This is a genomic window from Frankia sp. RB5 (genome assembly GCF_059816245.1).
This window is the reverse complement of record NZ_JCBATA010000037.1, coordinates 39,564-56,939: the sequence shown is the minus strand read 5'-3', so window position 1 is coordinate 56,939 and position 17,376 is coordinate 39,564. Positions and strand designations below refer to the sequence as shown.

Here is a 17,376-nt window from a genome sequence, read left to right as displayed (position 1 = left end):
ACCTTGACGAAAACGGGTGAGCCGGTTTATCGTCATGTCGACGATAAGGGAGGCTGTCACGGCGGACATCAGTCGTGTCCCGTTCCTGTGCCACCTGCGAGGCCGGCCGACGGCGTACATCCGGCACCAGCGGGGCGCCCAGGTCGCCCACGAGGGGGTCGGCCTGGTCTTCTGGTACCGGCCGCGCACCGCGGTGATCAGCGAGGTACCGGTCGACGACCGTGAGCTCGCGGTGCTCTTCCACGCCCGCACGTCGGACTTCCAGGACGTCGCCGTGCAGGCCACCGTCACGTACCGGATCGCCGATCCCCCGCTCGCGGCCGCCCGTCTCGACTTCGGCATCGACCCGGAGCTCGGCACCTGGCGGGAGAAGCCGCTCGACCAGCTCGCCGGGATGATCACCGAGACGGCCCAGCAGTACGCCTCGGACCTGCTCGCCCGCACCCCGCTGACCACGGCGCTCGCCGAGGGCATGCCGGTCATCCGCCAGCGTGTCACCGACGGGCTGCGGTCGGACGCCCGCCTCGGGCAGACCGGCGTCGCCGTGGTCGGCGTGCGGGTGGTCGCGGTCCGCCCGGCGCCCGACGTCGAGAAGGCGCTGTGCACGCCGACGCGGGAGCAGATCCAGACCGAGGCCGACCGCGCCACCTACGGCCGGCGCGCGCTCGCCGTCGAGCAGGAGCGGCGGATCGCCGAGAACGAGCTGCAGAGCAAGATCGAGCTGGCCGCGCGCGCCGAGCGGCTGGTGACCCAGGAGGGTGCCAACGAGCAGCGCCGGATGACCGAGCAGGCCGCCGCGGCCCGCATCACCGCCGAGGCCGAGGCACAGCGCGCCGAGACCGCCGCCCGTGCGCAGGCCGGGCGGGTCCGGGTCGAGGCGGCCGCGCGGGCCGAGGCGCTGCGCCTCGTCGGGCAGGCCGAGGCGGACGCGGAGGCCGCCCGGGTCGCCGCCGTCACCGGACTGGACACCTCGGCCGTCATCGCCCTGGCCGTGCGCGACCTCGCCGACCACCTGCCGGCGATCGGCGCGCTCACCATCACCCCCGACATGGTCACCGAGACGCTCGCCCGGCTCGCACGCGCCGGCGTGGGCAACGCGGGAGCGGGGGCGGGGGCGGACCGGTGAGCCTCGCTCCCAGGGCGGTCCTGGTGTACCGGCGCACCGAGTACTCCGAGCTGCTCGCCCGGCACGGTACGCCCGGTCAGGCGGGGTTCTTCCTGCGCAGTCGCGGGCGGAACCTCGCCGAGGTGGCCGGCGTGCGCGACGCCACCGAGGCCGCCCGCCGAGCGGTGGCGGCGGCGATTCCGCCGCACTGGCGCCGCGGCGAGGTGGAGCGCTCCGACCTCGACCGCTTCCTGTTCGCCCCCGACGACGTGGTGATCTGCGTCGGCCAGGACGGACTGGTCGCGAACGTCGCGAAGTACCTCGACGGGCAGCCGGTGCTCGGCGTCAACGCCGACCCGGCGCGCAACCCCGGCGTGCTCGTGCGGCACACCCCGGACGAGGCGGCCGCCGCGCTGCGCACGGTCGACCGATGGCAGCCACGCCGGCTGACGATGGTGGAGGCCTGTTCCGACGACGGCCAGCGGCTCGTCGCGCTCAACGAGCTCTACATCGGCGACGCCGGCCATCAGACCGCCCGGTACGTCCTACGGGTGCCGGCGGGCGGCGCCGACACGGGTGGGGTGGCGCCGACGGCCGAGCGGCAGGCGTCGTCGGGGCTGCTGGTGGGCACCGGCACCGGGGCGACGGGCTGGTGCCGGTCGGTCTGGGCGCAGCGGCACAGCGAGCTCGAGCTGCCGGCGCCGACGGCGGGGGCGCTCGTGTGGTTTGTCCGCGAGGCGTGGCCCTCGCCCGCCACCGGCACGTCCCGCACCGAGGGGCGTCTCACCGGCGAGACACGGCTGGAGGTGGTGGTCGAGGCGGATCGGATGGTGGTGTTCGGGGATGGCATCGAGGCGGACGCGATCGGGCTGTCGTGGGGGCAGCGGGTGACCGTCGGCGTCGCCGACCGCCGGCTGCTTCTCGTCTGACCGGCGCGTGGCGGTGCCGTGGCCCGCGCCGCGGCGACGCGCGCTCAGCCGCAACGGCGGGCGCGGCGGACGGGCTGACTGTTCGCCTGCCGGCCCGGGCGGCGCACGGCGCCGAGCGCGGACGGGCCGGCCGGTGGGCGGCGCCGTCCGCGGGGCCTCGGGTAGGTGATCATACTCCGAAACGTTCGATGGCCTTGCGGACCCGGAGGTTCGCCTGGGCGAAACTGATCTTCCCGTCCACGTACGCCGACAGGGCCGCGCGCCGGACGCGCTCGACGCGCTGATCGTCGATCGGGGTGTTCAGCAGGTTGGTCGTGGCGGTGGCCACGGCGATCACCTCCCGGTGGCAGGGGAACAGGACGGTGCTACTCGCGAGAACCACGCTTGACGGTCCATCCGCGGCGGCGGGGGTGCCGGGGGTGTCGAGGCCCCGGTGAATCCCACGGATGGGATCGACCGCGAGCTGGTCAACAGGGGGTCCGCGGGGTGGCCGCGGCGGCGGGGGCCTACCAGCTAGGACGGGGAGGCGACGGCCGCCGGGCCGGCGAGACCGGCCCGATGCTCGCCCGCCGGCACACGACGCCAGGCGGGTACGAGGGCCGGGGATGTCCGCCCGGCCGGATGAGAGCCGCCCGGCACGCGCCGCGATGCGGCGTGGCGGAGCGGGACATTGCGGCACTGCGCGCGGGTAGCCGCACCATCAGAAGTGATCACAACGACTGCCCTCCTCCGCGATTTGGGCGGGCATTCAAGGCCCGCATGGCCCGTCCAGTGGGCGAAGGTGGCCGGGCGGCGCGGCGGCGCGGCCACGGGCCGGGATCTGCTGGCTCCCAGCACACCTCGCGCAAGCTGACCCTGCGCGACGGTGCGCCCGGATGCGACATCCCGAGCATGCCGTGACCACAACGGCGCGAACACCTGAACAACGAGGACCGACTGAACATCTACAAGAGTGCGTGACGGGCGGGCGTTGCGCAAGAGCCAACCGGCACGTGCTTGTGGAGCGGGTGCCGGGGTGGAACGGGACGCTGGACCCGGCGGCCATCGGGAACGCCATCGTTGATCCACTCGTCTCGCGGCGCGCGAGGCGGGAGAGGCGTTCGGCCGCCCGCCCGGCCGCCTGATGGGGCGGCGACCGGGCCGGAAAGGGCGGGCCGGACGGGGGATCAGGTCATGCGGACCCTGTCCCGGTCGAACTCCCCGTCGCGGGCACCGGCGAGGAAGGCGTCCCACTCGGCGCCGGTGAACGCGAGCACGGGGCCCGCCGGGTGCTTGGAGTCGCGCACCGCGATTCCCTCTCCCAGCGGCGCGACCTCCACGCACATACCACCGGCCCCGTTGCTGTAGCTGCTCCGGCGCCAGGCCAGCTCGGCGGGATCGCGCGGATCGGGCTTCGCAATTCTGGTCATCTCAGTTCCTTAGCCACCGAAAGTATCATCCTGACGGACTCCTCCGGCCGCAGCGCGGCGGCCAGCAGATGATCCATCTTCAACTTATAGCGTCGGACATCGGTGGCGCGCTCTATGTACAGGCTGCCGGCGGCTTCCTCTATATAGACCACTTCGTGGTCTTCCGAGTTCGGGAACCCGAGTATGGAGAAGGCACTGCCGAGCCCGGCGTGGGCCCCCACGCTGAACGGGATCACCTGAATGGTGACGTTCGGGAGTTCGGACTGTTTCGCGACGAACTCGAGCTGCGCACGCATCACCGCGGGCCCGCCGATCTCGCGGCGCAGCACCGCCTCGTCCAGAATGACCCACAGGCGGGGATGATCAGGCGTGGTGAGCCGCCGCTGCCGGTCCATCCGCAGCGCGATCTTGCGCTCGATCTCCTCGTCGCCGATGTCCGCGGCGTCGGCGCGGATGACGTGGCGGGCGTAGTCGCTGGTCTGCAGCAGGCCATGCACGAGCTGGGACTCGTACACCTGGATCGACGCGGCGTCACCCTCGAGCCCGATGTAGATCTCGAACCAGGTCGGTACCACATCGTGGTATGAGTGCCACCAGCCGTGGCGGCGCGACTCGCGGGCCAGCGCCATCAGCGCGTCGCGGCGCTCGCCGTCGGCCACGCCGTACAGGCCGAGCAGGTCCGTCACGTCCCGGGTGCGCAGCGGCACCCTGCCGTTCTCCATCCGGCTGACCTTCGAGACGGAGCAGCGCAGGACCTGACAGACGTCCTCGACGGAGACGCCGGCCGCCTCCCGCAGGCGCCGGAGCTCGGCGCCCAGGCGTCGTCGTCGCACGGTCGGACCGCCACTCGTGGCCATGGTTCGTCCCTCGGTCGGTTCGGAGTGTTGGACGCATCCTGCCACTGGATCGCCACTCCTCATCCACAGTGTGCGGCTCTGGGTAGTTGCACTCTTACAGAAGCCGATGCAGATGCGACGGGTGGGGGCGCTTTTGCCTGCCTCACCTCACCATGAGTGGCGAAGTCGAGTCTCTGGGTGAGAGTTTGGGCGGGGGACGGTCCACGAGGAGCGGTTGATGGCGATCAGACGGGGCATGCCGAGCGGCCCGTCCGACCGTGCCCGCCCGCGCCGCGCGGCGACCGACCGCCCTTCCCCGTGCCCGCCCGCCCGAGGGGACCGCCCGGATCGTCGGTGGCGTCGCCGGCGCGGCCGGGTGCCCCGGCGCCGGCCCCGGGCGGTCGCGGGCCGATCTCCCCCCGAGGTCGGCCCAGTCCCGGGACGGGCGGCGCTGGCGCGGTCGCAACCGAGTTATCAGGGCAGTAATGGCTGAAAGGCGCGACAATGGCGACTCGCCGATTTCAGGTCTACGACGGGGACGGTGAGCTGGTGGCCACCTTTCCGGAATGGGAGGCGGCCCACTCCTGGGCACACCGCCGGGCCGCGGAGCCGGCCGCCCGGAATCCGGTGCAGATAGAGGACCGGGTGGAGCGGCGGACCTGGACGATCGACACCGACCAGTGCCGGATGACGGTATGGCGCCGCCGCGTGGAATACGGGTACTGCGGCCGGACGGACGCCCACCCGGCGCCGGACGCGCGCAGGCCGGCCTACCTCTCCTGATCCGCCGGCGGAATTCCGGCCGGACGGAGCTCGCCGCCGGTCTCGTCCCGGACGTTCGCCGGTTGGCCGACGCCCGCGCGCAGCGTCTCGAAGATCGCGACCCCCTGGCCGACGAGGCCACTGGCGATCTCCCCGATGCCGTCCGCGCCGTTGAGGACCGTGACATTCGCGCCGGCGAGCCCGGCCGCCGCCTGCCGGACGATCTCCGGCAGCTGGTCGATGAGCATCCGGTCGAGGGCCACCCGGTTGTGGGACGCGGCCGCCTCGGCCTGGACGCGGATCTTCTCGGCCTCGGCGAGCGCGAGGACGCGGACCTGTTCGGCCTGGGCCTGCGCGGGCCTGACCACCTCGGTGACGAGCTGCTGCTGACGCAGTTCGGCCTCCTGCTCGGCGAGCTGCGTGCGCGCCTCGACGACGGCCCGCTGGGCCTGCGCCTCGGCCAGCGGGCCGGCCTGCCCGGCCTCGGCCTGGGCACGCTCGATCTCGGCCCGGTACTGCGCCTGCACGACCGCGGTCTGGCGGGCGTACTCGGCCTGTGCCCGCTGGGAGCGTTGCTCGGCCTCGGCGGCGGCCTGGTTCGCCTCCGCCTGGGCGACCTGCGCCTGGCGCTGGATGGCCGCGTTGTGCGGCGCGGCGATCGCCGCGATGTAACCGAGCCGGCCGTCGTCGATGGACTGGATCTGCAGCGCGTCGATGGTCAGCCCGATGCGGGCCATCTCCTCCTTGGAGCCGTCGAGCACCTCGGTGGCGAGCTTCTGCCGATCCCGGATGATCTGCTCGACCGTCATCGAGCCGATGATCGAGCGAAGGTGCCCGGAGAAGATCCGCCCGGTCAGTATCTCCATCTGCGCCTGGTCGGACAGGAAGCGCTGCCCCGCGTTGACGATGCTCTCCTGGTCGTTGCCGACCTTGAATGCGATGACGGCTCGCACGTTGAGCGAGATGCCCTGATGGGTCACGCAGGTCTCCTGTACCTCCGCCTCGCGCATGGCGAGCTTCAGGAAGCGCACCTTGCGGAAGAACGGCAGGATGAAGGAGCCGTGGCCGGTGACGACCTTGAAGGGCATTCCGCTGCGACTCTTGCCACCGGAGATGAGCATCGCCTCGTCCGGGGATGGAACACGGTAACCGAACACGACCGCGCGCCTTTCGTCAGAGATCGCCGCCGAAGACGGCGGCGGGATTCAGCCACGGCACCACCTCGACGGTCCGCGGCCCGGCCGACCCGACAACCAGGACAGACGCCCCCCTGGGCAGCGGGGTGTCGGACTGCGCCAGGAAGGTCTCGATCCCCCCGCGGATCCGAACCGCCACCTCACCTGGGCCGTTCTCGCCCCGGGTGGCGACGGTGAGGACACCGACGCGACCGATGACGGCCGGGTCGCCCACCATCAGGTCCCCCTCCTGTGGCAGGTAGCGGGCGCGGAAGGCCGGAATCGAGTGGTCGATGCAGGCGAGAATGAGAGTACAAGTCGTGCTCGTCCGGATCAGGCGGTCGGCCTGTCTGCTTCCCGATTGACCCGCGGCGGCGAGAAGAGCTCGGCCGGCCCTGATCCCGGCGGCCCGGGCACCGCGTGCCGACGCCGTCGGCGTACGGCGGAACACCCGCTGGCTCGAACGTCCGGTGGCGCTGTACGGTGACGCGGTCAGCGTACGGTCGTCCCTGAGGAGGTGAGCCCGATTACCGCGGTATCAGGGCGGGCGCCCACCTCGCGCGATCATCTGGGGTCTGACCGGGCCCGGTGATCGCCGAAGGCGCCCATCGGCGTCTCCGGAAGGTCAACCGTGTCCTCGTTCGCGTCCTCCGCGTCATTCCCCGCACCCGATTCCTCGCCTGACTCCTCACCAGGTCCCACACCCGAGGTCGCGCCGGCTCACGAGCCGGGCGTGGTCGTCCGCCGGCTGCGCGCCGCCGGGTGCGTCTTCGCCGAGGAGGAGGCCGCTCTGCTCGTCGGCGCCGCCCGCGGCCCGGCCGAGCTCGCCGCGATGGTGCGCCGGCGGGTCGCCGGCCAGCCGCTGGAGCACATCCTGGGCTGGGTCTGGTTTCACGGTCTGCGGATCCAGGTCGACGTGGGGGTCTTCGTACCCCGCCGCCGTACCGAGCACCTGGTCCGCCTGGCACTTGATCGACTCGATGCCGGTGCGGGAACCGATCCTGATATCGGCGTCGGCGCGGGCGTGGGCGATCGGGACGGTGCGCGCAAGCGGGAACCGGTCCGGGGGACGGGCGCTGTCGTGGTCGACCTGTGCTGCGGCTCGGGTGCGGTCGCGGCCGCGATCGTGGCCGCCCTGCCCGCTGCCGAGGTGCACGCGGCCGACGTCGAACCCGCCGCGGTGCGCTGCGCCCGGCGCAACCTGCCCGCGCGGGCCGGCCGCGTGCACGAGGGCGACCTGTACGCCGCGCTGCCCACCGGCCTGCGGGGACGGGTGGACGTCCTGATCGCGAACGCGCCGTACGTGCCGACGAACGCGATCGGCCTGATGCCGCCCGAGGCACGCGAGCACGAGCCTCGGATCGCTCTCGACGGCGGTCCGGACGGCCTCGCCGTGCTGCGCCGGGTGGTGGCCGAGGCGCCGCGGTGGCTCGCGCCGGGCGGCTGCGTGCTGCTGGAGACCAGCGGCGGCCAGGCGGGGACGCTGCTCGACGCCGCCGGTCGGTTCGGTCTGACCGGTCGCGTGGTCACCTCCGCCGAGCTGGACGCCACCGTCGTCGTCGCGTCCCGTCCCCGGCCGCCGACGCGCTAGCTCGGGGAGGTGGCACCGGCGGGTCGGGTGGTCCGCGGGGCCAGCGGCAGGCCGCCGGGGGCCAGCCGGCTGCCCACCCAGCCCGCGGCTGCCGCCGCCGGCCACAGCCGGGTCGCGGCGTTACGCGCCCGGATGCCGGTCCACGTCGCCGGAATGAGCAGGTGGGAGGCCTGGTCGACGCCGCGGTGACGGCGGTCGACCAGCCGACGGTGCCTGCCCTCATACCGGCGTAGCGCCGCGCGATGGTCGTTCGGGGTCGCGGCCAGCTCCTCGGCGAGGGCGAACGCGCCCGCCATCGCCAGCGAGGAACCGTCGCCGAACAGGGACACGCAGCAGGCGGCGTCGCCGACCAGCGTCACCCGCCCGCTCGACCAGCTCGGCATCTGCACCTGGCTCACCGCGTCGAAGTACAGGTCCTCGGCGGCGTAGGCCCGCGCCAGCAGCTCCGGCGTGCGCCAGGAACCGGTGCCGAAGGCGGCGGCGAGCAGGAGACGGTGCTGCTCGATGTCGCGATGGTTGAAGTCCGCGAGTTCCGGCCGGCGGAAGGCGAAGAAGGCGGTCTGCCCGTCGGACGTCGGATGCAGCGCGACGGCCCGGCCCGGCGTGTTGTGCATGACCACCTCGCGCTCGTGATGCGCCGCGGGGCCGGCGAACGGCACCGTCGCCAGATACAGGCCGAGATGACGGGCGTAGTTGCGTTCCGGGCCGAAGGCGAGGCCGCGCACCGCCGAGTGCAGCCCGTCGGCGCCGACGACGAGGTCGAACCGGCGCGGCCGGCCGTGTTCGAACGTCACCTCCACGCCGTTGTCGTCCTGCGCGATCCCCGCGACGGAGTCGCCGAAGACGAACTCGGCGTGGTCGGCGCTGGCCTCCTGCAGGATCGCGGCGAGCGCGCCGCGGGGCAGCTCGACGTCCTGCCCGCCGGTGGACCGGGCGAGTGCCCGCAGGTTGATCCGGCCGACGGTGTTGCCGGCCGCGTCGACGAACCGCATGCCGGAGACGTTTGTGCGGGCCGCCCGCAGCCGCGCCGTGATCCCCATCCGCTCGGCGACCCGCAGGGCCTGCCCGCGCACGTCCACCGGGTTGCCACTGGCGCGTTGCCACAGCCCGCGCTCGACGACCGTCGGCCGGAATCCGTGCCACGCCAGCCAGTAGGCGAGCGTCGTCCCGGCGATGCCCGCGCCGGACACCAGCACCGTGCGGTTGCTCACGCGTCCTCCGCAGGTCGATACAGATCGGAAAAGTCAGCGTACGACCCGTTATCAATGCTGATCAAAGAACGATCTGCCGGTGTGATGAACGTCGGCCGGGGGCGCGGCGAATGGTTCGCCGTGCGTGGGGATTCCGCTTGACGGTCTGTTGGCCCGGGGCGAGGGTCGAAGGACGCGCCGGGATGGTCCGGCGGTGTCGGGACTGCCGGGGAGGCGCATCATGCCACGAACCGTTCTGGTACCAGACGCGGTGCATCCGATCACGATCGAGCCGACGGGCCGGCGCGTCGTGGTCCGGGTCGGCGCTCATGTCGTCGCCGACACCTGCGCGGCTCTCACTCTGCGTGAGGCCAGCTACCCGCCCGTCCACTACCTGCCGCTCGCCGACGTCGACGCCAGCGTCCTGCGCCCGAGCGACACCTCGAGCTACTGCCCCTACAAGGGAGAGGCGAACTACCACACCGTCGAGACACCCGACGGCGTCCGGCTCGACGACCTGATCTGGGGCTACGAGCAGCCCTACCCGGCCGTCGCCGCCATCGCCGGCCATGTCGCCTTCTACCCCGACCGCGTCACCATCACCGTCACCGACCCAGCCTCCTGAGTCCGTCGCCGGGCACGGCGAGGAGCTGCCTGCGGCGCCGGTCTCAGGGGTGCTGGTGACAGATCGCTGTCGATCTGCGGGAGGCGTGGACCAGGCCGTATCTGGGCGGCCGTCTCATGTCAGGGCCGCGACGTGGTCGAGGGCGTGGCGCAGGTGGCGGCCGAGGGCGGCGCTGCCGGTATGGCCGGAGTCGGGGACGGCGATGAGCTCGGCGTCCGTCCAGGCATACGCGAGTTCCTCGGCCGTCCGAATGGGCGCGGACAGGTTCTGACTGCCGTGGATCAGCACCCCGGGAATACCGGCCAGGCGGTTCGCCTCACGCAGCAGAACGCCCTCGTCGAGCCAGGCGCCGTGGGAGAAGTAGTGCGCGCAGATCCGGGTCAGCGCCAGACGGGCCCGCGCCGGTCGGCCGCCGTACGCGCCAGGCCGCCCGTTCGATTCCTGGGAGATCACCGCGTCCTCCCAGGCGCACCAGGCGTCGGCGGCCCTCGCCCGCACCGCCGGATCCGGGTCGTTCAGCAGCCGCGCGTACCCGCCGACGAGGCGCAGGCCGGCGCCGGCACCATTCTCGGCGCGGTCGGCGGCCGGTAGCGCGGCGCGGAATCGCTCCCATTCGGTACGGAAATGCCGGGCGACGCCGTGGTAGAGCCAGTCGATCTCCGAGCGGCGGGTCGTGGTCACGCCGACCAGCACGATTCCCGTCACCCGGGACGGATGCCGCTGGGCGTAGGCGAGGGCGAGTGTCGACCCCCACGACGAGCCGTACAACACCCACGTGTCGACGCCGAGGTGCCGGCGCAGCCGCTCCATGTCCGCCAGCAGGTACGCGGTGGTGTTGTGCCGTAGCTCGGTGTCATGGTCGCCGGCGTGCGGGGTGCTGCGACCACAGCCGCGCTGATCGAACAGGATCACGCGATAGCGCCGCGGGTCGAACCAACGACGGACGCCCGCCGAGCATCCCGACCCCGGCCCCCCGTGGACGACGAGCGCGGGCCATCCGTCCGGGTTGCCGCACGCCTCCCAGTACACGAGATCACCATCACCGACGTCGAGAAACCCCGACGCGTACGGCTCGATCGCCGGATATCGCGCGTCCACTCGTCCATTGTCCCGGCACCGGCGGGGCGGGAGCCCGGGTTGCGGGGCGACCTAGGTTGCGTCCTGGGTTGCGATCTTTCCGGGTGTTGTCGCGACCGTTCACGGCAGCCCGTGTCGCATAATCTGGGCAAAACGGACGGGAAGTCGCGAATTCGCGACACGGTACCGCTGCCCCCCGCGCATACTTCCCACCCGCGGGACCTGGCGGTGGGGTAGGCGAAGGAGAGGACGGCGGAATGGGCGCCAGCGTGGTGGAACAGCGGGGTTTCCCGGTGCGGTTCGGATGGGGCGCGGAGGATCTGGCCGTGCTCACGCCGGTGAGCGACGCCGTGGTCATCGTTGACGTGCTGAGCTTCACCTCGGCGGTGTCGGTCGCGGTGGGTCGGGGCGCCCGGGTGTGGCCGTACCGGTTCCGCGACGCCTCCGCGGCCGCGTTCGCCGCCAGCCTCGGTGTCCAGCTGGCCGCGCCCCGTACCGCGGCCAGCAGCCCCGGCCGGTGGACAATCTCGCCGGCCGGCCTCGCCGAGATCCCCGCGGGCACCAGGTTCGTGCTGCCCTCGCCCAACGGCTCGGCGCTGTCGGCCGCTGCCGCCGTGCACCCGAGCGTCACGGTTGTGGCGGGCTGCCTGCGCAACGCCGCCGCGGTAGGCGGTTGGCTGGCGGGCCTGGTCACCGCGAACGCGGCGAACGCGGGGCGCACGGTCGCCGTCATCGCGGCCGGCGAGCGCTGGCCGGATGCCGCCGGGCGCCCGCACGCCGGACCGCTGCGCCCCGCCATCGAGGATCTGCTCGGCGCCGGAGCCGTCCTCGCCCGCACCGTCGAGCGAGCCGCGCTCTCCCCACGCAGGCACCTCTCGCCGGAGGCGCGCGCCGCTCTCGCCGCCTTCCGGGCCGCCGCCGAGGCCGACCCGACGTGCGACGCGGCGGTCGGCGAGACATGCTCCGCCGACGCCCACGCCGTGTCCGCCGACGCAGCGTCCTCCAGCGGCGGTGCCGGGCTGCTCGCGGACCTGCGCGAGTCGGTGTCCGGCCGGGAGCTCGCGGCCGGTGGCTGGGGCGCGGACGTGGTCGCCGCCGCCGACCTCGACGCCGACGACGTCGTCCCCGTCCTCACCGACGGCGCCTACGACCGCCTGCCGGAATGGACCACCAACTGAGCACGGACCACCAACTGAGCACGGACCACCCGCTGAGCCCGAGCTACCCGCTGCGCACGAGCGATCCGCTGATCAGGCCAATAGCTCAGTGGGAGGACGGCGCCCAGGGGCCGACGCCGCCGACCCGTTCGATCGTGTAGCGCACGACGAATCCCGGGCCCTTCGGCGCCGGAAAGGTGGCGTCGGGGGACATGTAGACCTTGGCCAGCCGGTCGAGCAGCGGCCAGGCGTCATCGCCGAAATCCACCGTCGCCCGTGCGTGCACCACGGCGTACTTCCGCAGGAACGCGTCCGGCTCGGGCGGAGCGAGGAAGGACAGCACCACCCGCGGATCACGTTCGATGTTGCGCAGTTTCACGTACCTGGCCATATGGCCGCTGACGATCTCGTCGCCGTCCAGGCCGACCCAGATGACGGTGACCTGGGGGCTGCCGTCGGGATTCGTCGTGCTCAGGTGCGCGAACGGCCCACCCTCGATGACCGTCTTCAGCTCAGGCGACAGATCGCTCACGTCCAGACCCTTCCAGTGCCTCGCGGAAAGAACGATTCTGCGTGCGCGGCGGAGGCAGCGGCGGGTGCCGTCGGTTCTCGGCGCGTCACGCCGGTGGCAACACCCGGATCGGCTCGGTCATTTCGCCCGCGCCCGGTGGCTCGGTGGACGGTGGCCCGCGTTGCCAGGACGCTTGCCACGACGCGCCGCGGCTACGCGCACGACGGCGGTCACAATCGAGACGCCGCCGAGCAGGCCCGGCCCATGCGGTCAGGCCCATGCGGGCTTCTGGGCATCGCGCACCGCGCGAACGGCGGCGACCGCGTCGGCCGCGGTCAGCCCGGTGAAGGCACGGCTGCGGTCGATATCCGCGAGTACTTTTTCAAGGCTCGTGGAGGCGAGGGTTCCTCCTGCGGGCGTAGCGGAGAAACGAGATCCGGTCCGGACTCATCCGTGGGTCTTGGCTCCGCGCGTCGGCGGAACTGGCCGGGTGGGATGCCGAGCTCGCGCTTGAATGTCTTCGCGAAGGCGAACTCGGAAGAGTAGCCGCAGCGCGCGGCCACGGCGGACAGTGCGAGCTCGGTCTCCCGCAACAGCCGCGCGGCCACCGTCATCCGCCACCAGGTCAGATACGCCAGCGGCGAGCGGCCGACGAGGGCGGTGAAGCGCTGGGCGAACACCGTCCGGGACAGCCCGGCGCGGGTGGCGAGATCCCGCACCGTCCACGGCGCGCCCGGCTCGGCATGGATGGCCTGCAGAGCGGCGCTGATAGCGGGATCGGCGAGCGCGGCGGACCAGCCGGTCGCCCGTTCCGCGAACCAGGCGCGCAGCAGGTAGAGCAGCAGTAGGTCCAGCAGTGCCGCCACGCTCGCGCTCGCGCCGGCCTGCGGTGCCTCGGCAACCTCCGCGCCGAGCAGATCCACCGCGGTGCGCAGCCGAGGATGGCGCCCGACTCGCGCGGGCAGGTGGATGACGTCGGGCAGGTCCGCCAGCAGCGGATGCGGCCGGGACTGGTCGAGCACGTAGGCGCCGCAGAGCAGCTCCGTGACGGCGCGACCGGCGCACGGCTCGGCCCCGGCCGTAGGCTTGTCGCCGCCGCCGGTCTCTTTGCGGCTGTCACCCGCTTCGTTGCCGCTGCCGCTGGCCTCGTTGCGGCTGGCCTCGTCGTCGCGTGCGGCTGCGGGCCGTCGGGCGTCAGGCTGGAAGTCGATGAGGGGGCTGGCGGGATCGTCGGCGAGGGCGTGCCCGGCCTCGCGGGGCAGGAACACGATGTCGCCGGTGGACAGCGGCAACGGCTCGGCACCCGACCGCAGCAGCCAGCAGCTGCCACGCAGCACGACGTGGAAACCGGCGCCTTCGGCCGGCGGGAACCGCATGCCCCAAGGCGCCACCAGCCGGGTGGTGGTCGAGTGCGGGCGGCCGGCGCGCATCATCGTCACCGAGTCGCTCAGCACATCCACAGGGCAAGCCTATGCCCGTCCCGGCTCCTTTGTTCGTCCTCGAGTTCGGACGAACGAACAGGAAATCCGAACGTGCTGACATGGATCGTCCGGGTCGCTGCCTCCTACGGTCGATCTCGTCGGGCATTCCCCGGCCTCGACCGACCGCTACAGGGAGACCAGATGACGATCGCGCTGCACGGTGCGAGCGGGTTTACCGGCCGACTCGCCGCCGCCGAGCTGGCCCGCCGCGGACTCGACGCGGTGCTCGTCGGCCGCGACGCCGAGCGGCTGCGCCCGGTCGCGGCGCGGACCGGTTTCGAGGTGCGGATCGCCGACATCGGCGACGAGGATGCGCTGGCGGCCGGGTTCAAGGGCGTCGACGCCGTGGTCAACACCGCCGGGCCGTTCGCCAAGCTCGGCGCTCCGGTCGTGCGGGCCGCGATCGCCGCCGGCGCCCACTACGTCGACACCACCGGCGAGCAGCACTACCTGCGTGACCTCTTCGACACTTTCGGTGGTGCCGCCACCGCCGCCGGGGTGTCGGTTGTGCCGGCGATGGCCGATGACGGCGGCCCGAGCGACTTCCTCGGTCATCTGGTCGGCGAGGCGGCCGGACCGGTGGACGTCATGACGGCCGCCGCCTGGTACCGCGACGGCGTCCTCAGCCGCGGCACGCTGCGCTCGTTCGACCCGGTGCTGATGTTCAGCGGCGCGCTGCGCTACCAGGACGGCTCTTGGCTGGCCTACGGCGACCCCAGCCACGCGAGCTGGCGTTTCCGGGACGCGGAGGCACCCGTGCCGGTCGCCAAGGCGGCGCTGCCGGCGGTCGCTACGGTGCCGAGGCACGTGACGGTCCGGACCCTGGAGGGCGTGCTGGGCGCCTCGTTCGACGGGCTGGCGGACGCGCTCGACCCCGCGGTTCTCGAGACGCTGCCGGAAGGGCCCGACGAGCAGCAGCGGCAGCACGGGAAGTGGACGATCTCCCTGGAGGCGGTCACGGCCGGCGGGCACACCGTGCGGGGCGAGGTCGGTGGCGTGGACGCGTACGGGACGACCGCGGTGATCGCGGTGGAGGCGGCGCGCCGACTGGTGACGGACGGTGCGGCGGCGGGCGTCCTGGCGCCGTCACAGGCCTTCGACCCCGAGTCGTTCCTGGGATTCCTGGCCGACCACGGCGTGCGCTGGCAGCTCGGCGAAGTCTGAACCGGGCTGATCCGGCCGGGGCGGAACGCGCCGGGGTGACCGGCTAGTCGACCTCGCGAAGAACCTTTTCCATGGTTTCCAGCCGGCCGCTCATCTCGGCCAGCTGCTTGTCGATGGCCGTCAGCCGGGTCGATGGTCAATGTCCGCGCGGCGGCTGCCACTGCCTCGGGGGTGAGCGTGAAGGCGAAGGGCGTGACCTCGTAGAACTTCATCGCCTTTCCGTCCTCCGATATCTCCATGCGCGGCTTCACCAGGCCGACGGCCTCCAGCCGCCGAAGGTGAACCTGCAGGAGAGGCCGGCTTATCCGCAGGTCCCGGCGATTTCCTGGCGTCGGGTCGCTGTGCGTGAGGTCGCTGGCAGGGGTTGCGTCACGGCACACCGGAAACCGCGTCCCGCATGGGCGCCGTGCTTCCCTGGATCGCCCTGGCGATCTTCGGGGCCGGGGTTGGACCCTACGGTTGGGTGAGGTCGACCGTCAGGGGGAAGGGAACCGCGGTCTCGACGACGCCGGCGTGGACGTCACCGGCGCGGTAGGTGCGCGACGCAAGGTCGAGCACGTAGGTGTGGACGAGCGGGACGCCGGTCGCGGACGGCTCGATCCGCCAGTAGAACTGGATGCCGGCCCGGGCGTACTGCTCCGGCTTGAAGATGCGGTCGGTGGTCTCGGAGCCGGGCGAGACCACCTCGCCGACCAGCAGGATGTGCTCGGTGCGCATCGGCGCCGCGCCGACCGCGCTCGCCTCGTACACGACTATGTCGGGCCGGCGCACGGTGAGCGGCACGTCCTGCAGCCGGACGTCGAAGTCCAGGTCGGCGAACCACTCCGGCGCCCCCGCCGCCTCCATCGCGACGGCGACCTTCTTGGCGATCCGGTTGTGCCGCAGGGAGGCGCTCGGGACCATCACGACCATTCCGTCGACGATCTCGATGTCCCGCAGCTGCTCCTCGGACAGCGCGTCGTACCGCTCCGCCGTGATCTGCTGGTGCATCCAGGCAGGCGGCACCGTCTGCGCGGTCATGGCGCACCTCCCAGATCCGGCCCGGTCTTCGATCCTCGACCTTCGGCGTCAACGCCCTGGTGCAAGCGTAGCGCGCCCGTTGGGTGGAGACGGGCTGACGGCTCGCCCGAAAAGGACGCATGCCGGCCCGAGCCCCGGTCAGTGATGTCGGTGGGAGGAAGGGGTGCTGTGGTGGAGGGAGCTGCCACTGCGGTGGGTTGAGCCGCCGCCGCTGTGGCCGGCGACGAGGATGACGATGACCGCGATCACGATCAGCGCGGCGATCACCGCAAGGGCGATCTTCACCTTGCTCCACGGGCGTTCGCCGTGTACCTCGCCGGTGCGGGCGTTGACCAGGACCTGCCAGGTCCGGCCGGCGTAGACGTAGGAGGCGATCCACACCGGGAGCAGCATCAGCTTGAAGGTGACGTCGCTGTACCGGGTGTTGACCGAGTGCACCTGCTGTTCGTCACCGCCGATGTCGCGGCGGCAGTCCTCGGTGATGACCGGCGCCATCCGCTTCTTCGCCTCGGTGAGCCCGTCCTCCGGCTCGACGTCGTACCGCAGCGCGAAGTGCCCGGCCAGGTACTCCTGCTGGAACGGTGCCGCCGACTCCAGCGGCCAGGGCGCGAGGTCGTCGACCTTCTGCTCCGGGAGCACCTCGCTCGCCGGCACCAGCACATCGTCGAAGGCACGCCCGACCGTGCCGCGCGCCGGGTGCCAGGCGGTGCGCTGTACCTGCCGGGTCTGCTGCTTGCCGTCGCCGTCGGTGTAGCTCTCGGTGACGTAGTAGTGCTCGCCGCGCTGGCCGGTGTAATCCGAGACGGTCTGCGAGTCGAACGTCCAGTGCGGCAGGTAGGTGCTCTTCAGCGACTCGGTGTCGGACACCTTCTTCAACGCCGACGGCGCGAACCAGCGCGACGAGGTCCACTTCTTCACCGACGCGCGGACGGCGCCGCGGTCGAGCTCGAACGGCAGCACCCCCTCGGGCACGATCTGTCCCGACGCCGCCGGGTCGATGACCAGCGGCGCGCCGCAGAACTGGCAGACGCTCGCCGTCTCGTTCGTCTCCGTCCGCGCCGAGCAGCGCTGGCAGACGAAGACGTACGACCCGATGCTGCCCACCGGCTTGCGGGCGATCGTCGGCAGATCCGCGAATGCGATCTCGCGGATCTGGCGGCCGTTCGACGTGATCTCCTGCCGGAATCCGCAGTACGGGCACTGCATGGCCGTCGCACCTGGGGCGAACTCCAGCCGCGCCCCACAGCCGCCGCACGGGTAGGTCGTCGCCGCGACCGGCGCCTGCTGCGCGGACTGGTCGGTCATCTGTCTTCCCCCACGATCATCGGCACCACGCCCCTCGCC

The 17,376-nt window shown here is 72.4% G+C and carries 17 protein-coding genes and 1 pseudogene; 7 read left to right on the top strand and 11 right to left on the bottom strand.

Translation table 11 applies throughout. The features are described from left to right. Window positions 1-34 precede the first annotated feature (34 nt). Window positions 35-1,126 (top strand): SPFH domain-containing protein, encoded by a 1,092-nt coding sequence (locus AC6EXY_RS19775; RefSeq protein WP_499817725.1) that lies wholly within the window; start codon window positions 35-37, stop codon window positions 1,124-1,126. Beyond that, window positions 1,123-2,034 carry a diacylglycerol kinase catalytic domain-containing protein gene (locus AC6EXY_RS19770; RefSeq protein WP_101836492.1) on the top strand — a complete coding sequence of 304 codons (912 nt, stop codon included), beginning with the start codon at window positions 1,123-1,125 and terminating at the stop codon, window positions 2,032-2,034. Before AC6EXY_RS19775 ends, AC6EXY_RS19770 begins: the two co-directional genes overlap by 4 nt. Before the next feature lie 169 nt (window positions 2,035-2,203). On the opposite strand, the gene AC6EXY_RS19765 is transcribed toward AC6EXY_RS19770, so the two are convergent. The 3 genes from AC6EXY_RS19765 to AC6EXY_RS19755 all read right to left on the bottom strand — a co-directional run bounded on the left by AC6EXY_RS19765 (window position 2,204) and on the right by AC6EXY_RS19755 (window position 4,300). Next, on the bottom strand, window positions 2,204-2,416 hold the full coding sequence (locus tag AC6EXY_RS19765; protein WP_101836491.1) for a hypothetical protein: 213 nt from the start codon (window positions 2,414-2,416) through the stop codon (window positions 2,204-2,206). 784 nt (window positions 2,417-3,200) lie between these two features. Beyond that, window positions 3,201-3,443, bottom strand: a complete 243-nt coding sequence (locus AC6EXY_RS19760) for a DUF397 domain-containing protein (RefSeq protein ID WP_101836490.1) — start codon at window positions 3,441-3,443, stop codon at window positions 3,201-3,203. Further along, window positions 3,440-4,300, bottom strand: coding sequence for a helix-turn-helix domain-containing protein (locus AC6EXY_RS19755; protein ID WP_101836489.1), 861 nt, complete (start codon window positions 4,298-4,300; stop codon window positions 3,440-3,442). Before AC6EXY_RS19755 ends, AC6EXY_RS19760 begins: the two co-directional genes overlap by 4 nt. 483 nt (window positions 4,301-4,783) lie before the next feature. On the opposite strand from AC6EXY_RS19755, the gene AC6EXY_RS19750 reads away from it, so the two are divergent. Next, a complete protein-coding gene (locus AC6EXY_RS19750) occupies window positions 4,784-5,062 on the top strand; it encodes a hypothetical protein (RefSeq protein ID WP_101835986.1) in 279 nt (92 codons plus the stop codon). Here the strand turns inward: AC6EXY_RS19750 and AC6EXY_RS19745 are convergent. Both AC6EXY_RS19745 and AC6EXY_RS19740 read right to left on the bottom strand, forming a co-directional pair. Continuing rightward, window positions 5,050-6,198 (bottom strand): SPFH domain-containing protein, encoded by a 1,149-nt coding sequence (locus tag AC6EXY_RS19745; protein ID WP_101835984.1) that lies wholly within the window; start codon window positions 6,196-6,198, stop codon window positions 5,050-5,052. The genes AC6EXY_RS19750 and AC6EXY_RS19745 overlap by 13 nt on opposite strands. 16 nt (window positions 6,199-6,214) lie before the next feature. After that, a complete protein-coding gene (locus AC6EXY_RS19740; protein WP_101835982.1) occupies window positions 6,215-6,454 on the bottom strand; it encodes an NfeD C-terminal domain-containing protein in 240 nt (79 codons plus the stop codon). 495 nt (window positions 6,455-6,949) lie between these two features. Here AC6EXY_RS19740 and AC6EXY_RS19735 point away from each other — a divergent pair, with 495 nt between their 5' ends. Further along, window positions 6,950-7,807 carry a putative protein N(5)-glutamine methyltransferase gene (locus tag AC6EXY_RS19735; RefSeq protein WP_499817726.1) on the top strand — a complete coding sequence of 286 codons (858 nt, stop codon included), beginning with the start codon at window positions 6,950-6,952 and terminating at the stop codon, window positions 7,805-7,807. Here the strand turns inward: AC6EXY_RS19735 and AC6EXY_RS19730 are convergent. Next, a complete protein-coding gene (locus tag AC6EXY_RS19730) occupies window positions 7,804-9,018 on the bottom strand; it encodes an FAD-dependent monooxygenase (RefSeq protein ID WP_101835979.1) in 1,215 nt (404 codons plus the stop codon). The two genes, AC6EXY_RS19735 and AC6EXY_RS19730, sit on opposite strands and share 4 nt — an antisense overlap. 220 nt (window positions 9,019-9,238) lie before the next feature. Between AC6EXY_RS19730 and AC6EXY_RS19725 the strand changes: the two genes are divergently transcribed. Continuing rightward, a complete protein-coding gene (locus AC6EXY_RS19725; RefSeq protein WP_101835977.1) occupies window positions 9,239-9,622 on the top strand; it encodes a DUF427 domain-containing protein in 384 nt (127 codons plus the stop codon). Window positions 9,623-9,736: 114 nt separating this feature from the next. On the opposite strand, the gene pip is transcribed toward AC6EXY_RS19725, so the two are convergent. Further along, a complete protein-coding gene (pip, locus tag AC6EXY_RS19720) occupies window positions 9,737-10,720 on the bottom strand; it encodes a prolyl aminopeptidase (protein ID WP_101835975.1) in 984 nt (327 codons plus the stop codon). Between the two features lie 236 nt (window positions 10,721-10,956). Between pip and AC6EXY_RS19715 the strand changes: the two genes are divergently transcribed. Beyond that, complete coding sequence (locus AC6EXY_RS19715; protein ID WP_499817727.1) at window positions 10,957-11,877, top strand: 2-phosphosulfolactate phosphatase; 921 nt, start codon at window positions 10,957-10,959, stop codon at window positions 11,875-11,877. Window positions 11,878-11,962: 85 nt separating this feature from the next. Here AC6EXY_RS19715 and AC6EXY_RS19710 read toward each other — a convergent pair whose 3' ends face one another. Then, window positions 11,963-12,388: a PPOX class F420-dependent oxidoreductase gene (locus AC6EXY_RS19710; RefSeq protein WP_101835972.1), complete on the bottom strand. Its 426-nt coding sequence runs from the start codon at window positions 12,386-12,388 to the stop codon at window positions 11,963-11,965. Between the two features lie 398 nt (window positions 12,389-12,786). Further along, a pseudogene (locus AC6EXY_RS19705) lies at window positions 12,787-13,827 on the bottom strand (AraC family transcriptional regulator); the annotation flags it as partial. Window positions 13,828-13,989: 162 nt separating this feature from the next. Between AC6EXY_RS19705 and AC6EXY_RS19700 the strand changes: the two are divergent. Further along, entirely contained in the window at window positions 13,990-15,012 is a 1,023-nt protein-coding gene (locus tag AC6EXY_RS19700) for a saccharopine dehydrogenase family protein (RefSeq protein WP_101835968.1), read from the top strand. A 453-nt stretch (window positions 15,013-15,465) separates the two neighbouring features. Here the strand turns inward: AC6EXY_RS19700 and AC6EXY_RS19695 are convergent, their stop codons facing one another. Together AC6EXY_RS19695 and AC6EXY_RS19690 are read right to left on the bottom strand one after the other, a co-directional pair. After that, on the bottom strand, window positions 15,466-16,032 hold the full coding sequence (locus AC6EXY_RS19695) for a Uma2 family endonuclease (protein WP_101835966.1): 567 nt from the start codon (window positions 16,030-16,032) through the stop codon (window positions 15,466-15,468). Window positions 16,033-16,170: 138 nt separating this feature from the next. After that, on the bottom strand, window positions 16,171-17,337 hold the full coding sequence (locus tag AC6EXY_RS19690) for a TFIIB-type zinc ribbon-containing protein (protein WP_101835964.1): 1,167 nt from the start codon (window positions 17,335-17,337) through the stop codon (window positions 16,171-16,173). Window positions 17,338-17,376: the final 39 nt, after the last annotated feature.

What these genes read in the sequence shown, in the direction of transcription:
- AC6EXY_RS19700 (WP_101835968.1), top strand. Translation starts at nt 13,990, where the DNA reads ATGACGATCGCGCTGCACGGTGCGAGCGGGTTTACCGGCCGACTCGCC.
- AC6EXY_RS19695 (WP_101835966.1), bottom strand. Translation starts at nt 16,032, where the DNA reads ATGACCGCGCAGACGGTGCCGCCTGCCTGGATGCACCAGCAGATCACG.
- AC6EXY_RS19750 (WP_101835986.1), top strand. Translation starts at nt 4,784, where the DNA reads ATGGCGACTCGCCGATTTCAGGTCTACGACGGGGACGGTGAGCTGGTG.
- AC6EXY_RS19690 (WP_101835964.1), bottom strand. Translation starts at nt 17,337, where the DNA reads ATGACCGACCAGTCCGCGCAGCAGGCGCCGGTCGCGGCGACGACCTAC.
- AC6EXY_RS19715 (WP_499817727.1), top strand. Translation starts at nt 10,957, where the DNA reads ATGGGCGCCAGCGTGGTGGAACAGCGGGGTTTCCCGGTGCGGTTCGGA.
- AC6EXY_RS19740 (WP_101835982.1), bottom strand. Translation starts at nt 6,454, where the DNA reads ATGGTGGGCGACCCGGCCGTCATCGGTCGCGTCGGTGTCCTCACCGTC.
- AC6EXY_RS19775 (WP_499817725.1), top strand. Translation starts at nt 35, where the DNA reads ATGTCGACGATAAGGGAGGCTGTCACGGCGGACATCAGTCGTGTCCCG.
- AC6EXY_RS19755 (WP_101836489.1), bottom strand. Translation starts at nt 4,300, where the DNA reads ATGGCCACGAGTGGCGGTCCGACCGTGCGACGACGACGCCTGGGCGCC.
- AC6EXY_RS19760 (WP_101836490.1), bottom strand. Translation starts at nt 3,443, where the DNA reads ATGACCAGAATTGCGAAGCCCGATCCGCGCGATCCCGCCGAGCTGGCC.
- AC6EXY_RS19725 (WP_101835977.1), top strand. Translation starts at nt 9,239, where the DNA reads ATGCCACGAACCGTTCTGGTACCAGACGCGGTGCATCCGATCACGATC.